We start from the raw sequence: 15,628 nt of genomic DNA on the forward strand, positions 1-15,628 counted from the left end.
CGATCTGACTCAGAGAATCGCTGGTCAGACGGGGTTTGGCTCGGTGATCGGCTACTTGATCTCGGCGAGCACCGTGCCCTGCGTGATGGCTGCCCCGGCCTCGACCGCCAGGCCGGTGATGACGCCGTCCTTGTGGGCGGTGACCGGGTTTTCCATCTTCATCGCCTCAAGGACCACCACAAGATCGCCGGTGACGACTTCTTGTCCTTCTTCGACAGCGACCTTCACCACGGTGCCCTGCATGGGTGCGGTCACCGCGTCGCCGGAGGCTGCCGCGCCGCTGTGGGCGCCGCGCTTGCGCGGCTTGGGTTTGCGCCGGATGACGCCGACCGGGTCGCAGCCGCCGCCGCCGGACAGCGCCAGGTCGGCGGGCAGTGACACCTCGACCCGTCGACCGTCGACCTCGACGACCACCTTCTGCCGCGGCCGGGCGTCTTCCTCGTCGCTGGGCTCGCCGGCGGTGAAGGGTTCGACGGTGTTGTTCCACTCGGTCTCGATCCAACGGGTGTGCACCGAGAAGCCGTCCTGGTCGCCGATGAACGCCGGGTCGGCCACCACCGCCCGGTGGAAGGGGATGACGGTGGCCAGACCCTCCACCTCGAATTCGTCCAGCGCGCGACGCGCGCGGGCCAGCGCCTCGGCGCGGTCGGCGCCGTGGACGATCAGCTTGGCCAGCATCGAGTCGAACTGGCCGCCGATCACCGAGCCGGTCTCCACGCCGGAATCCAGCCGGACGCCCGGGCCGCTGGACGGGTGGAATTTGGTCACCGGTCCGGGCGCGGGCAAGAATCCGCGCCCGGCGTCCTCGCCGTTGATCCGGAACTCGATGGCGTGCCCGCGGGGGGTGGGGTCCTCGGTGATGTCCAGCTTTTCGCCGTTGGCGATCTTGAACTGCTGCAGCACCAAGTCGATACCGGCGGTTTCCTCGGTGACCGGGTGCTCGACCTGCAGGCGGGTGTTGACCTCGAGGAAGGAGATGAGGCCGTCCTGTCCGACCAGGTATTCGACGGTCCCGGCGCCGTAGTAGTGGGCCTCTTTGCAGATCCGCTTGGCCGATTCGTGGATTTCCTTGCGCTGCGCGTCCGTCAGGAATGGTGCCGGGGCCTCCTCGACCAGCTTCTGGTAGCGGCGCTGCAGTGAGCAGTCGCGGGTCCCGGCGACCACGACGTTGCCGTGCTGGTCGGCGATTACCTGCGCCTCGACGTGGCGCGGCTTGTCCAGGTAACGCTCGACGAAGCACTCGCCGCGGCCGAACGCGGCGGTGGCTTCCCGCACCGCCGACTCGTAGAGTTCGGGGATTTCGTCGATGGTGCGGGCCACCTTCATGCCCTTGCCGCCGCCGCCGTGGGCGGCCTTGATCGCGATCGGCAAGCCGTATTCGTTGGCGAAGGCGATCACCTCGTCGGCGTCTTTGACCGGGTCGGGGGTGCCGGGCACCAGCGGAGCCTGCGCGCGGGCGGCGATGTGACGAGCGGTGACCTTGTCGCCGAGGTCGCGGATCGACTGGGGGCTGGGCCCGATCCAGATCAGCCCGGCGTCAATCACCGCCTGGGCGAAGTTGGCGTTTTCCGACAGGAAGCCGTAGCCGGGGTGGATGGCGTTGGCACCGGACTTGGCCGCCGCGTCGAGCAGCTTTTCGAAGTCCAGGTAGGACTCGGCCGAGGTTTGACCACCGAGGGCGAACGCCTCGTCGGCCAGCCGTACGTGCGGAGCCTCGGCGTCGGGTTCGGCGTAGACGGCCACGCTGGCCAGACCGGCATCCCGGGCCGCCCGGATCACCCGGACTGCGATCTCACCGCGGTTGGCGACGAGAACCTTGGTGATCCTGGAGCTGGCGTGACTGGCCACTGCGCCTCCTGTAGGGCTGAACGTCCTTAAGAGAATTTCTTACAAGTCTTGTTCCGGGAAGTTTATGCGCCGCGCCGTGGGGCCGGGCACGCGGTTCCCGGTTCAGGCCGTCTCGCGCAGTCGGCGCTTGATCCTGGCCAGCATCGCTGACATGCCACGCAGCCGAAGCGGGCTGATCAGAGCGGCCAAACCCAGTTCGGCGTAGAAATCCTCGGGCACCGCCAAAATGTCGGCTGCCGGCTGGCCGTCGAGGCCCGCGGCCAGTATCGAGGCGAAGCCGCGGGTGGTCGGCGCTTCGGCCGGCGCGCTGAAGTGCAGGCGCACGCGCTGCGGATTGCTGGCGTCAACGTGCAAGAACAGCGGCGACTGGCACTCGGGCACGGGTTCCATAGCGGATTCGGCGAGGTGCTCAGGAAGCGCCGGCAGCTCGTTCGCGAACTCCAGCAGCAGGCTCAACTTGTCCTGGCCCTGAACTTCGGCGAAGTCGGACACCACCTCGGCTAGCGGCGCAGGCAGACTCATCAGGCTGATACGGCTCCTGGAGCTTCCCCGGCGACGATCGGTACGCGGACGGTGTTACCCCATTCGGTCCACGATCCGTCGTAGTTGCGCACGCCGGGCTTGCCGAGCAGATGGGTGAGCACGAACCAGGTGTGGCTGGAGCGTTCGCCGATGCGGCAGTAGACGACGGTCTTGTCGTCGGGGTTCAAGAAGCCGTAGAGCTTTTCGAGCTCCTCGCGGCTGCGGAACCGTCCGCTCTCGTCGACCGCCTTGCTCCACGGGATCGAGCGCGCCGTGGGGATGTGGCCGCCGCGCAGCACGCCCTCTTCGGGGTAGTCGGGCATGTGGGTGCGTTTGCCGGTGTACTCGTCGGGCGAGCGCACGTCGATCAGTGGCTGGCTGCCCAGGATGGCCAGCACGTCGTCCTTGAAGGCGCGGATCGGGCCGTCGTTGCGCTGCACCACCGGGTAGCCGGCCGACGTCTTTGCCGGCACCTCGAGGGTGGTGTCGCGGCGTTCGGCGAGCCACAGGTCGCGACCGCCGTTGAGCAAGCGCACATCGGGGTGGCCGAACAGGGTGAACACCCACAGCGCGTAGGCTGCCCACCAGTTGCTCTTGTCGCCGTAGATCACCACGGTGTCGTCGCGGGCAATACCTTTGCGGTCCATCAATGCGGCGAACTGCTCACCGGTGATGTAGTCGCGCACCGTCGGGTCGTTCAGGTCGGTGTGCCAATCCACCTTGACCGCACCCGGAATATGGCCGACGTCGTAAAGCAGGACGTCTTCATCGGATTCGACGATCGCCAAACCGGGAGTGCCCAGGTGGGCAGACAGCCAATCGGCGGTTACGAGCCGTTCTGGGTGGGCGTAGGCCGACAGACTGGGACTCGGATCAGAGGGAAGCGGCACGTGTTTCAGCCTACCGTTGACCATGCAGCCGTCCGCCCGGCTGGTCGAGCCATGCCTGCGGTTGCGCGGACATACACTCGCCGCGGTCTCCAAGCTCCGACGCACTGGCCGGGCTCACGTGCCGGCGTTGGCCGCCCAGAGCGCGGCGACGGACAGCCCTAGCTGCTGCAGCAGTGAACGCAGAAGTGGCAGGCTCAACCCGATTACGTTCGACGGATCGCCGTCGACCCCGTCGACGAACCAACCGCCCAGACCGTCCAGCGTGAAGCCGCCGGCAACCCGCAGCGGCTCCCCGCTGGCCAGGTAGGCCTCCAGATCGTCGGGCGATGGTGTTGCGAAATGAACCGTGCTGATTGCAGTTTCGGCAAGACTGTCGACGATTTCGGCGTTGCGCAACCGGATGACGCAGTGGCCGGTATGAAGCTGGCCGGAGCGGCCGGACATGGAATGCCAAAGCCGGCGGGCATGGTCGACCGATTGTGGTTTGCCGCACAGCCGGCCGTCGAGGTAGAGCATCGAATCACAGCCCACGACAACGCAATCGCCGGCAACAGTGCCGTCCAGCGACGCGGCGACGTGCTCGGCTTTCGCCCGCGCGAGCGCGGCTACCACCGTGCCCGGCGAAGCATCGGGTTGCAGACCTTCGATGACCATGTCCTCGTCGACCCCGGATGCCAAAACCAGCGGCTCGACGCCGGATTGCCGTAGCACTTTGAGCCGACCGGGGGATGCCGACCCGAGCACCAGCCGGGTCATCGGCGCATGTGCAGCATTTCCTGCAGCGTGATGCGCTGCCAGCTGAAGACGGGGAACCGCAGCTTGTCGACTGCCAAGCCCCACCGAGTGGGCTCGGTTTCCGGCGCCGGGGGCGCACCGCTGACGCTGCCCAGCACCGCGACCAGCGCGGCCAACTCCTGATCGGTGGGGTGTCCCTTGAGGATCTCGATGTGGGGTTCGTGGGGGTGCGGTGCGTGGTCGGCGGTTTCGCTCGTCTCGTTCCGCTCAGTCATTGCGCTCGCTCCGCTCACTCGACTCACAGTGGCCTGATTGTTCGTCTCGTTCCCGTCGCTCGCTGCGCTCGCTCCGCTCACTCGACTCACAGTGGAATATTCCCGTGCTTCTTTGGCGGCTGCTGCGCGATCTTGCGCTCCAGCAGCCGTAGCGCAGTCCCGATGTAGCCGCGGGTGTACGACGGCGGGATCACGGCGTCGACATACCCGCGTTCGGCGGCGATATACGGGTTGACCAGCGTGTCCTCGTATTCCTGCTGCAGCGCAAGCCGCAACGCGTCGACGTCCTCGCCGTCTTTGGCCGCCTGCGCGAGCTGCTGACGGTACACGAAGCCCACGGCACCGGAAGCGCCCATCACCGCGATCTGCGCGGTAGGCCAGGCCAGGTTGACGTCGCAGCCCATGTCCTTGGAGCCCATCACGCAATACGCGCCGCCGTAGGCCTTGCGGGTGATGACGGTGATCTTCGGAACGGTCGCTTCGCCATAGGCGTAGAGCAGTTTGGCGCCGCGGCGGATGATGCCGTTGTATTCCTGATCGGTGCCGGGCAGAAAGCCCGGAACGTCGACGAACATCACGATCGGAATGTTGAAGCAGTCGCAGGTCCGCACGAATCGGGCGGCCTTCTCCGAGGCGTTGATGTCCAGGCAGCCAGCGAACTGAGTGGGCTGGTTGGCGACGATTCCCACCGGCCGGCCCTCAATGCGCCCGAACCCGACGATGATGTTCTGCGCGTAGCCGGCCTGGATCTCGAGGAACTCGTCCTCGTCGAGGATGCGGGTGACCACTTCGTGCATGTCGTAGGGCTGGTTCGGGGAGTCGGGGATCAACGTGTCCAGCTCGAGGTCCTCGTCGGTCAGGTTCTGCTCGACCGGCCCTTCGGGGACGGCCGCCGGGTAGCGCGGCGGATCGGTGAAGTTGTTGGGCGGCAGGTAGCTCAGCAGCTCGCGAACGTAGTCGAACGCGTCCTGCTCGCCGGACGCGACATAGTGCGCGGTGCCGGATTTGGCCATGTGGGTGTGGCCACCGCCGAGTTCCTCCATGGTGACGTCCTCGCCGGTGACCGTCTTGATGACGTCGGGTCCGGTGATGAACATCTGGCTGGTCTGGTCGACCATGACGACGAAGTCGGTCAGCGCGGGGGAGTAGACGTGACCACCGGCGGCAGCGCCCATGATCAGCGAGATCTGCGGGATCACGCCGGAGGCCAGGATGTTGTTGCGGAAAATCCGGCTGTACAGGCCCAGCGAGACGACGCCTTCCTGAATGCGCGCGCCCGCCCCGTCGTTGATGCCGATCAGCGGACGGCCGGTCTTGACCGCCAGCTCCTGCACCTTGACGATCTTCTCGCCGTACACCTCACCCAGGCTGCCGCCGAACACGGTGGCGTCCTGGCTGAAGATGCACACGTCGCGGCCGTCGATGGTGCCGTATCCGGTGACCACGCCATCGCCCAGCGGGCGGTTGTTCTCCAACCCGAAATTGGTGCTGCGGTGCCGTGCCAGCGCGTCCAGCTCGACGAACGAATCCTCGTCCAGCAGTGCGTAGATGCGCTCCCGGGCCGTCAACTTGCCTTTGGCATGCACCTTCTCGATGGCGGTCTCGCCTACCGGATGCAGGGACTCGGCCCGACGCTTGTGCAGCTCCGCGAGCTTGCCCGCGGTGGTATGGATGTCGATCGTGTGTTCGGCGGCGGGCTCGGCAGTATGGTCGGTAACGCTCGTCATGGGAGTCGATGGTATCGGCAGCCACCGCGTCTGCCGTCAGGAAGCCATCGTTGTCTCACATCCAGCGTTCTCGCCGTCGTGCAGTGTGCCTCTGCAGCGCGTGCATTCGGGCGGCCGGCTGGGCCTACCTGTCTAGGTTCCAGTAGTCCCGCGTCTGCCGAACAGCAGCCCGCCCTTGCCGCCGTGGCCGCCGCCGCCGATCACGGCGCCGTCGCCGCCGTTGCCGCCGTTGCCGCCGTCGCCGATCAAATGAGCGTTACCGCCGGTGCCGCCGTCCCCGCCGGTGCCGCCGTCACCATCGGTGCCGGGGGTGCCGCCGATGCCGGTGATGCCGCCCGTACCGCCGTTGCCGCCGGCGCCGCCGTTGCCGCCGTTGCCGTATAGCAACCCGCCGGCTCCACCGGCCTGCCCTGGCGCGCCGTCGGCGCCGTTGCCGATCAGGGGTCGACCGAGCAACGCCTGGGTGGGCGCATTGATCACAACCAACAGATCCTGCGCAACGGCCTGCAACGGCGACGCGTTGGCCGCCTCAGCGGCCGCGTACGACCACCCGGCGCCGGTCAGCGCCCGCACAAACTGATCATGAAACGCCGCCGCGTGTCCGCAGAGCTCCTGATAGGCCTGGGCGTGACCGGAAAACAGCGCCGCTGTCGCCGCCGACACCTCGTCCGCGGCGGCGGCTATCAGCCCGGTCGTGGGGTTTGCTGCCGCCGCGTTGGCCGTGCTGATCGCCCAGCCGAGACCTTCCAGCTCAGCCGCCGCCGAAGCCAGCACCTCCGGAATGGCTACCACGGTTGACATCAGGTAATTCTCCGCTCGGTCCGAATGGCGATCACTTTGGTCAGACGAAGAATATTCGGTGTGGCTGCCCGGCCTTCGGCGTTTTGCCGACTTTGCGACGCGGTCCGGAACGCAGCGACCGCGGCCAAACGCACACTTGTACCTCGACTTGGCGGGCGCGCCCTAGTCCTAGGCTAGGGCCGTGATGGACCGCGATCAGCTCAGACCGCCACTCGACGCCGCGGCCTTGCGTGCTGAGGCGATCGGTTCGGGTTGGCGCCAACTCGACGTGGTGGAGCAGACCGGATCCACCAACGCCGATCTGCTGGCACGCGCGGCCGCCGGAGCCGATATCGACGGGGCGGTCCTGATCGCCGAGCACCAAACCGCCGGGCGCGGGCGCCATGGCCGGGGCTGGTCGGCCGTCCCGCGCGCACAGCTCACCATGTCGTTTGGGGTGCGTATCGACGACGTCGCGACCGCAGCGTGGGGCTGGCTGTCGCTGGCCACCGGCCTGGCGGTCGTCGATGCGGTCGCCCCCCTGATCGACAGCAGTGCCGTCCAAGCCAGCCTGAAGTGGCCCAACGACGTGTTGGCCGGGTCTGCGGGAACTATGGGCAAGCTGGCGGGCATCCTGGCCGAGGTCGCCCACCCGTTCGCTGTGGTCGGTGTGGGGCTCAACGTCACCCAGTCGCGTGAGGAGGTCGGTGTTGGGGGGGCGACGTCCCTGTTCGACCTGGGCGTCCGCGCGCCCGATCGGAACCGGCTGGCCCGCACGCTGTTGCGAGACCTGACAGCCCGGATCGCGCAGTGGCGCGCCGCGGACCGGCAACTGGCGGCCGACTACCGGGCCCGCAGCCTGACGATCGGCTCGCGCGTGCGGGTGCTGCTGCCCGGCGGCAACGCCAGCCACGGCGGCCAAGGCGGCCAAGGCGGCCAAGGCGGCCAAGGCGGCCAAGACGGCCAAGACGGCAAAGTCAGGGCGGGGCCGGCGCATGGCATCGTCGGGGTCGCGCAGGACATCGACGACCAGGGCCGGCTGTGTCTCGACACCGGCGGTGAGGTGGTCGTCGTGTCAGCCGGTGACGTGGTGCATTTGCGTTAGCTAAGGTCGCCACCATGAGGTACCCCGACAATGCCATGGCCGCCGGTGAGCAGGTTGTCCTGCATCGCCACCCGCACTGGAAACGGCTGATCTGGCCGGCGGTGGTGCTGATCCTGGTTACCGGGCTGGCCGCGCTGGGTTCGGGGTTCGTCAACGCCACGCACTGGCAGCAGCTGGCCAAGAACATTATTCACGGCGTCATTTGGGGCATCTGGCTGGTGATCGTCGGCTGGGGCACGCTATGGCCGTTCCTGAGCTGGCTGACCACGCATTTCGTGGTCACCAACCGGCGAGTGATGTTTCGCCGCGGCGTGTTGACCCGAACCGGTATCGATATTCCGTTGGCGCGGATCAACAGCGTGGAGTTCCGCGACCGCATTACCGAACGGATGTTTCGCACCGGGACGCTGATCATCGAGTCGGCGTCACACGACCCGCTGGAGTTCCCCGACATTCCGCGCCTGCGCGAAGTGCACGCGCTGTTGTATCACGAAGTTTTCGACACCCTGGGTTCGGAGGAAGCGCCCAGCTGATCTAACCGGCCGGCCCGGTTGCGCTTGCTTCGCCAGGCGCGCAGCAGGGTGACGTTGCCGCCCTCGAGGGTGTCTTCCAGGACTTCGGCGATGCCGCCGGCGGTGAGCGCCGATTCCAGCGCCTTGTCAGGGTTGCGCGCGAATTCGTCGGGGAATACCCAACGCCGGAACGCCCAGAACCGGAACGCCATCTGCAGCAGGTTGCCGATGATGTAGGCCGAGAGGAAGTCGGCCAGGTTTTCCACGGTCAGCGACACATTCGGGACGCGTAGCTGCAAGATGTAGCTGGAGAACCACAACGGAGCCATGCTCAGCAGCACCCCGACGCCGCTGAAGGCGAAAAACAGCAATGCTTCATGGTGGCGCTCGCGGCCGCCGCGGTCGCGGAAGCTCCACTCCCGGTTCAGCACGTAGGAGGCGATGACGGCGACGATCCCGGCGATTACCTTGGCCGTCACCGGCTTAGGCTCGAGAATCGTCAGCTTCAGCGTGTAGAAAATTGCCGAGTCGATGATGAATGTGGTGCCTCCGACGATGGCAAATTTGATCAGCTCGTGGTGGCGCTGCGCATAGGGCTGAACCACCCCGGGAAGGCGCGCAATTGTGGCATCGGCAAAGGACACAACACGTCAGTGTACGGATCGACGCGAAATCGACGCAAAATGGTACATAACGATTTGGTGCTGCAGCCGGGAAACACGCCGGTCGCGGGCCATGAAAGCATGATGGCCGTGCCGAGTTCCCGCACCCCGGAAGTGCCCCCGGACGTGGCGCCGAAAGTCGCCCCGGACTTGGCCCCGATGGCCGCCCCGGAAGTCGCCCCCCTAGTGGCCATGGTCGGGGGTGGCCAGCTGGCCCGGATGACCCACCAGGCCGCCATCGCGCTGGGTCAGAACCTGCGCGTCTTGGCCACCTCGGCCGACGAGGCGGCGGCGCAGGTGACGCCCAATGTGGTGATCGGGTCGCACTCCGACATCGATGACCTGCGCCGGGTCGCGGCCGGCGCACATGCGCTCACCTTCGACCACGAGCACGTCCCCAACGAGCTGCTGGAAAAGCTGGTCGCCGAGGGAGTCAACGTGGCGCCCCCGCCGCAGGCCCTGGTGCACGCCCAGGACAAGCTCGTGATGCGACGGAAATTGGCGGCGCTGGGCGCCCCGGTGCCGCGCTACACCGGCATCGAAAGGCCCGACGGCCTCGAACAACTGGACGCCTTCGCCGCGCAGGTGGACGCACCGCTGGTGGTCAAGGCGGTCCGCGGCGGTTACGACGGCCGGGGCGTGCGCATGGCACGCGACCTCGCCGATGCCCGCCGCATCGCCGGGGACTACCTGGCCAACGGCGTCGGGGTGCTGGTGGAGGAGCGGGTGGCGCTGCGCCGGGAACTGTCGGCGCTGGTGGCGCGCTCACCCTTGGGCCAGGGCGCGGCCTGGCCGGTCGTCGAAACGGTGCAACGCGACGGCATTTGCGTGCAGGTGATCGCGCCCGCACCGCAGCTGCCCGACGAGTTGGCCGGGGCCGCCCAGCAACTGGCGTTGCGGCTGGCCGCCGAACTGGGTGTGGTCGGGGTACTCGCCGTCGAGCTCTTCGAGACGACCGGCGGCGCGCTGCTGGTCAACGAGCTCGCGATGCGGCCGCACAACTCCGGGCACTGGACCATGGACGGGTCCCGGACCAGTCAGTTCGAGCAGCATTTGCGCGCGGTACTTGACTACCCGCTCGGCGACACCGACCCGATAGTTCCGCTGACGGTGATGGCCAACGTGCTCGGCGCCGCTGCACCGCCAGCGATGTCCCTCGACGAGCGATTGCACCACCTGTTCGCGCGGATGCCCGATGCGAAGGTCCACCTGTACGGCAAAGCGGAGCGGCCCGGCCGCAAGGTGGGACACATCAACTTCCTCGGTACCGAACTTGCCGAGTTGCGTGAGCACGCGGAGCTGGCGGCACACTGGTTGGCACACGGACAGTGGACGGACGGATGGGATCCGCATGACTAGCAGTCCCCGCGTCGGGGTGATCATGGGCAGCGACAGCGACTGGTCGGTGATGGCCGACGCCGCTGCCGCGCTGGCCGAATTCGACGTCCCGGCTGAGGTCCGGGTGGTGTCGGCGCATCGCACGCCGGCGGCGATGTTCGACTACGCGCGCGGCGCGGCCGAGCGCGGTATCGAGGTCATCATCGCCGGGGCCGGCGGCGCCGCCCACCTGCCCGGCATGGTCGCTTCCGCCACGCCGCTGCCGGTGATCGGGGTGCCGGTGCCGCTGGCCCGGCTCGACGGCCTGGATTCGCTGCTGTCGATCGTGCAGATGCCGGCCGGGGTGCCGGTGGCTACGGTGTCCATCGGCGGGGCGCGCAATGCCGGCCTGCTGGCGGTGCGGATGCTGGGGTCGTCCGATCCGCAGCTGCGGGCACGAATAATCGCATTCCAGGACCGGCTGGCCGAGACCGTGCGGGCCAAGGATGCGGAATTGCAGAAGCGTGCGGGTAAGTTGACCCGCGACTGAAGGAGACTAGGAGGGCTCGCACAATGGCTGGTTGGTCCGGAAACCCGTCGTTCGATTTGTTCCAGCTGCCCGAAGAGCACCAGGAGTTGCGGGCGGCGATTCGTGCGCTGGCGGAAAAGGAAATCGCTCCTCATGCCGCGGAGGTGGACGAGCATTCCCGGTTCCCGCAGGAGGCCCTGGATGCGCTCAACGCCTCCGGCTTCAACGCCGTGCACGTACCCGAGGAGTATGGCGGCCAGGGAGCCGACTCGGTGGCGGCTTGCATCGTCATCGAAGAGGTCGCCCGCGTCGACGCGTCCGCCTCGCTGATCCCCGCGGTCAACAAGCTGGGCACCATGGGCCTGATTTTGCGCGGCTCCGAGGAGCTGAAGAAACAGGTGTTGCCCCAGGTCGCCGACGGCACGGCGATGGCGTCCTACGCCCTCAGTGAGCGGGAGGCAGGTAGCGACGCGGCTTCGATGCGCACCCGCGCGAAGGCCGACGGCGATGACTGGATTCTCAACGGCGCCAAGTGCTGGATCACCAACGGCGGCAAATCATCGTGGTACACAGTGATGGCGGTGACCGACCCGGACCGGGGCGCCAACGGCATCTCCGCATTCATGGTGCACAAGGACGACGAAGGCTTCACCGTCGGTCCCAAGGAACGCAAGCTCGGCATCAAGGGTTCGCCCACCACAGAGCTGTACTTCGAGAACTGCCGCATCCCGGGCGACCGGATCATCGGCGAGCCGGGCACCGGTTTCAAGACGGCGCTGGCCACGCTGGACCACACCCGTCCCACGATCGGCGCCCAGGCCGTGGGGATCGCCCAGGGCGCGCTGGACGCCGCCGTCGCCTACACCAAGGACCGCAAACAGTTCGGCGAGTCGATCAGCACCTTCCAGGCCGTGCAATTCATGCTCGCCGACATGGCGATGAAGGTGGAGGCGGCCCGGTTGATGGTCTACTCCGCTGCCGCGCGCGCCGAGCGCGGCGAGCCGAATCTGGGCTTCATCTCCGCGGCGTCGAAGTGTCTGGCCTCCGATGTGGCCATGGAGGTCACCACCGACGCGGTACAGCTGTTCGGCGGCGCGGGCTACACCGTCGACTTCCCGGTGGAGCGAATGATGCGCGATGCCAAGATCACTCAGATCTACGAGGGCACCAACCAGATCCAGCGAGTGGTGATGTCCAGGGCGCTGCTGCGCTGACACGTCCCGCCAACGCCCGACGACGCCGTCCCAGGCTCAGGATCCCTCAGTAAAGTCGAGTTCGTGGCGCTGCCGACCGTCGGGGCGGGAAGCATGTGTGGGCACAACCGAGATATTGTCGGTCATCGTCGGACTCGAGCAAACGGGTACACCGCGGCCAGGGGGAGTGAGGTAGAAGGCGTGGTTATCTGTGCGCGCACCGCATGAGCGCGACCTGACGCCCGAGCCGGGTTCCAGCATCGACCCCGCAGCGCAGTGGCAGTCGTTGTCTTTGCTGTTGATCGAAGACGATCGGGCCGACGCCGTCCTCGTCGAAAACCTGATCGCCGACGCGGTCGCCGAGATCGAGGTGCGGTGGGCGCCCTCGATGGCGGCCGCCGAGCATGAGCTGGACGCCGGCCGGCCCGACTGCGTGCTGCTGGATCTGAACCTTCCCGACGCCAGCGGGATGGATGCACTGGACCGCATCGCCAACCGCGATGCCACCGTGCCGATCGTCGTGCTCACCGGGCTAAGCGATGAGTACTTCGGCGCCACGGCGGTGGCGGCAGGGGCGCAGGACTACTTGGTCAAGGGGCGGGTCGAACCCGAAATGCTGCGGCGCGCACTGCTGTATGCCATCGAGCGCAAACGTGCCGAGCTGATTGCCGCCGACCTGCATGCAAGCCGGCTTCGAGCGCGTGAGAATGCGCTGCTGGAACGTGGCCTGCTGCCTTCTCCGCTGCTGTTGGACCGCCCGGGCGTCGACATCGTGGCCCGCTACCGGCCGAGCCGTGAAGATGCCCTGCTGTGCGGGGACTTCTACGACGTCGTCCAAACCCCGGACCGGGTGGTCCATGTGCTGATCGGTGACGTCGCGGGGCACGGCCCCAACGAGGCCGCGCTGGGCGCGGCGCTGCGGATCGCCTGGCGTGCCCTCACACTCGCCGGCGTCGACGGCGTTGACCGGATGCGGCGGCTGGAGCAGGTGCTACGCGCCGAACGCACCGGTGAAGGGATCTTCGCGACGGTGCTGAGCCTGACCATTCCGGCTGGATCCCCGCGCCGCAGCCGCATCAAGGTGATCCGGGCCGGTCATCCGGGGATGTTGTTGCACGGCAGCGGAACCGTGGACTGGCTCGAGCCACCGGGCGGGCCGGCGCTGGGTCTGCACCTGCGGGACGGTCAGCGCGACTGGCCGCAGCATGAGCTGGCATTGCCCGCCGGCCACGGGCTGCTGCTGCTCACCGACGGGCTCTTCGAGGGGTATTCGGGGTGCGGGCGGCAACGCCTCGGTGAGGACGGCCTGCTGGCGCTGGCCCGTTCGCACGCTGCGCTGCCCGGTCCGGCGTTCGTCGACGCGCTGATCGACGGGGTACAGCAGCGTGCCCAGGCGCTCGGCGGGCTCACCGACGACATCGCGGTGCTGCGCGTGGAACCCACGAACCGATGACCGCCGGCGGGTTGGCTCGGCGGCGAATAGAACTCACCGTGCGCGGGTGGCAAGCGCTGGTGCTGGCGGTCATGGGCGTGATGGTGCTCGCGGGCGCGGTGGCCGGTGCGCTGTTGCTGAACCGCACCGACGAGTTGTCGCGCCAACTGCGCGACGACATTGCGCCGTCGCGGGTGGCGGCCTGCCAACTGCAATCGGCATTGCGCGACCAGGAAACGGGCATCCGCGGCTACCTGATCTCGGCCGACAAGCAGTTCCTCGGCCCCTACTACGAGGGACAACGCGCCGAACAGGCGGCCGCCGACGACATCCGGCGCCGGCTCGCTCACCGCCCCGATCTGCTGGCTGATCTGGACGCTGTCGAAAACGCCATCGCCGCCTGGCGGACCAGCTATGCGCAACCGCTGATCGCGCAGGTGACCCCGGACACCCCGATCGTGGTCAACAGCGCCATCGCGGCACTAGGCAAGGCCCAATTTGACCGGCTGCGTGAGCTCTTCCAAGTGCAGAATCAGCATCTGGCCGAGGCCCGGGAACAAGCGGCGGACCGGCTGCAGCGCATGGACGACTGGCGCGACCGGGTCCTGGCCGCGATGGTTGTGGTGTTCTTCGTCACGGCGGCGCTGCTGGGGCTTCTGGTCCGACGTGCGGTGACGCTGCCGCTGGCCGCCCTGGCGGGGGCATGCCGGCGGGTCACCGAAGGCAACTTCGGCGAAGCCATCACCCCGCCCAGCAGACCCAAAGACATCCGGGGCATCGCCATCGACGTCGAGAACATGCGGCAGCGGATAGTCGAAGAGCTCGAGGCATCGCACTCGGCCCGGGCGCAACTGGACGAGCAGGCCCTCGAATTGCGGCGTTCCAACGCCGAACTGGAGCAGTTCGCCTATGTCGCCTCCCACGATCTGCAAGAACCGCTACGCAAGGTCGCCGCGTTCTGTCAGCTCCTCGAAAAGCGTTACGGTGATCAGCTCGACGAGCGCGGCATCGAATACATCGGCTATGCGGTCGACGGGGCCAAACGCATGCAGGTGCTCATCAACGACCTGCTCAGGTTCTCCCGCGTCGGCCGGCTGGGCACCACGAGCACCGACGTCGACCTCGACACCACCCTGGAAGCGGCGCTGGGCAACCTCGCCACCGCGATCGAGGAATCCGACGCCGACATCGTGCGCCCCGCCGAGCCGCTGCCGCGGATCGTGGGTGACCCGACGCTGCTGACGATGTTGTGGCAGAACCTGATTGGCAATGCGATCAAGTTCCGCCGTCAAGACCGCGTACCGCGGGTCGTCGTCGACTGCCGGCAAGGCAGCGGCGAGCGCACCGGTCAATGGGTGTTCAGCGTGACCGACAACGGGATCGGCATCCCGGAGGAATTCACCGACAAGGTCTTCATCATCTTCCAACGGCTGCACGGCCGAGACGCCTACAGCGGAACGGGTTTGGGTCTTGCGCTGTGCCGCAAAATCGTCGAGTACCACGGCGGCGTCGTCTGGATCGACACGTCGTTCACCGATGGAACGCGCTTCCAGTTCACGCTACCCATTGCCGCGCCCGACGGCGCCGATGCCGCGGGCGTCGGCGCGGCGGGGGCCGGCGGAAGATCCCTGTCCGTTGCGAAAGGACCAACCGAATGACCACACCAGGTCGCCCCATCGACATCCTGCTCGTCGAAGACGATCCGGGCGACGAGCTCATTACTCGAGAAGCGTTCGAGCACAACAAAGTCAAGAACAGACTCCACGTCGCACACGACGGGGAGGAGGGACTGAACTATCTTTACCGGCGCGGTGAGTTCCACGATGCGCCGCGGCCCGATCTGATCTTGCTGGACCTGAACCTGCCGAAATACGACGGCCGGCAGCTGCTCGAGAAGATCAAGTCGGACCCCGACCTGTCTCGTATCCCGGTCGTCGTACTCACCACCTCCGCGGCCGAGGAGGACATCTTGCGCAGCTACAAGCTGCACGCCAACGCCTACGTCACCAAGCCGGTCGACCTCGACCAGTTCATGACCGCGGTACGCCAGATCGACGAGTTCTTTCTGCAGGTGGTGCGGCTACCGCCGGGCTAAGCGCTT

General features: G+C 67.3%; 15 protein-coding genes and 1 pseudogene. 8 read left to right on the forward strand and 8 right to left on the reverse strand.

Annotated elements, in window-relative coordinates; translation table 11 throughout:
* Positions 1-51: 51 nt before the first annotated feature.
* From EET13_RS06390 to EET13_RS32240, 7 genes and pseudogenes are all read right to left on the reverse strand, one after another.
* A complete protein-coding gene (locus tag EET13_RS06390) occupies positions 52-1,848 on the reverse strand; it encodes an acetyl/propionyl/methylcrotonyl-CoA carboxylase subunit alpha (protein ID WP_122441485.1) in 1,797 nt (598 codons plus the stop codon).
* A 102-nt stretch (positions 1,849-1,950) separates the two neighbouring features.
* Positions 1,951-2,370, reverse strand: coding sequence for a SufE family protein (locus EET13_RS06395; RefSeq protein ID WP_122441486.1), 420 nt, complete (start codon positions 2,368-2,370; stop codon positions 1,951-1,953).
* Positions 2,370-3,260, reverse strand: a complete 891-nt coding sequence (locus EET13_RS06400) for a sulfurtransferase (protein ID WP_122441512.1) — start codon at positions 3,258-3,260, stop codon at positions 2,370-2,372. The genes EET13_RS06395 and EET13_RS06400 overlap by 1 nt, the downstream gene beginning before the upstream one ends.
* 114 nt (positions 3,261-3,374) lie before the next feature.
* A complete protein-coding gene (locus tag EET13_RS06405; protein ID WP_122441487.1) occupies positions 3,375-4,016 on the reverse strand; it encodes a Maf family protein in 642 nt (213 codons plus the stop codon).
* Positions 4,013-4,360 (reverse strand): acyl-CoA carboxylase subunit epsilon, encoded by a 348-nt coding sequence (locus tag EET13_RS06410; protein ID WP_244603792.1) that lies wholly within the window; start codon positions 4,358-4,360, stop codon positions 4,013-4,015. The genes EET13_RS06405 and EET13_RS06410 overlap by 4 nt, the downstream gene beginning before the upstream one ends.
* Entirely contained in the window at positions 4,357-5,997 is a 1,641-nt protein-coding gene (locus EET13_RS06415; RefSeq protein WP_122441489.1) for an acyl-CoA carboxylase subunit beta, read from the reverse strand. Before EET13_RS06415 ends, EET13_RS06410 begins: the two co-directional genes overlap by 4 nt.
* Before the next feature lie 138 nt (positions 5,998-6,135).
* Positions 6,136-6,798 (reverse strand): annotated as a pseudogene (locus EET13_RS32240) (PE family protein); the annotation flags it as partial.
* 181 nt (positions 6,799-6,979) lie between these two features.
* Between EET13_RS32240 and EET13_RS06425 the strand changes: the two are divergent.
* Together EET13_RS06425 and EET13_RS06430 are read left to right on the forward strand one after the other, a co-directional pair.
* Positions 6,980-7,882, forward strand: coding sequence for a biotin--[acetyl-CoA-carboxylase] ligase (locus EET13_RS06425; RefSeq protein ID WP_122441491.1), 903 nt, complete (start codon positions 6,980-6,982; stop codon positions 7,880-7,882).
* A 14-nt stretch (positions 7,883-7,896) separates the two neighbouring features.
* Positions 7,897-8,415, forward strand: coding sequence for a PH domain-containing protein (locus EET13_RS06430; protein WP_122441492.1), 519 nt, complete (start codon positions 7,897-7,899; stop codon positions 8,413-8,415).
* Here EET13_RS06430 and EET13_RS06435 read toward each other — a convergent pair.
* Positions 8,370-9,038: a GtrA family protein gene (locus EET13_RS06435; protein WP_122441493.1), complete on the reverse strand. Its 669-nt coding sequence runs from the start codon at positions 9,036-9,038 to the stop codon at positions 8,370-8,372. The genes EET13_RS06430 and EET13_RS06435 overlap by 46 nt on opposite strands.
* Before the next feature lie 99 nt (positions 9,039-9,137).
* Here EET13_RS06435 and EET13_RS06440 point away from each other — a divergent pair, with 99 nt between their 5' ends.
* The 6 genes from EET13_RS06440 to EET13_RS06465 all read left to right on the forward strand — a co-directional run bounded on the left by EET13_RS06440 (position 9,138) and on the right by EET13_RS06465 (position 15,622).
* Positions 9,138-10,415, forward strand: coding sequence for a 5-(carboxyamino)imidazole ribonucleotide synthase (locus tag EET13_RS06440; RefSeq protein ID WP_122441513.1), 1,278 nt, complete (start codon positions 9,138-9,140; stop codon positions 10,413-10,415).
* Entirely contained in the window at positions 10,408-10,923 is a 516-nt protein-coding gene (gene purE / locus EET13_RS06445; protein ID WP_122441494.1) for a 5-(carboxyamino)imidazole ribonucleotide mutase, read from the forward strand. Before EET13_RS06440 ends, purE begins: the two co-directional genes overlap by 8 nt.
* A gap of 23 nt (positions 10,924-10,946) precedes the next feature.
* Positions 10,947-12,116 (forward strand): acyl-CoA dehydrogenase, encoded by a 1,170-nt coding sequence (locus EET13_RS06450; protein WP_122441495.1) that lies wholly within the window; start codon positions 10,947-10,949, stop codon positions 12,114-12,116.
* Positions 12,117-12,306: 190 nt separating this feature from the next.
* Positions 12,307-13,548 (forward strand): PP2C family protein-serine/threonine phosphatase, encoded by a 1,242-nt coding sequence (locus EET13_RS06455; RefSeq protein WP_122441496.1) that lies wholly within the window; start codon positions 12,307-12,309, stop codon positions 13,546-13,548.
* On the forward strand, positions 13,545-15,185 hold the full coding sequence (locus tag EET13_RS06460) for a sensor histidine kinase (RefSeq protein WP_122441497.1): 1,641 nt from the start codon (positions 13,545-13,547) through the stop codon (positions 15,183-15,185). Before EET13_RS06455 ends, EET13_RS06460 begins: the two co-directional genes overlap by 4 nt.
* Positions 15,182-15,622, forward strand: a complete 441-nt coding sequence (locus EET13_RS06465) for a response regulator (RefSeq protein ID WP_122441498.1) — start codon at positions 15,182-15,184, stop codon at positions 15,620-15,622. The genes EET13_RS06460 and EET13_RS06465 overlap by 4 nt, the downstream gene beginning before the upstream one ends.
* Positions 15,623-15,628 lie beyond the last annotated feature (6 nt).

The organism is Mycobacterium attenuatum (assembly GCF_900566085.1).
Lineage (GTDB): Bacteria > Actinomycetota > Actinomycetes > Mycobacteriales > Mycobacteriaceae > Mycobacterium > Mycobacterium attenuatum.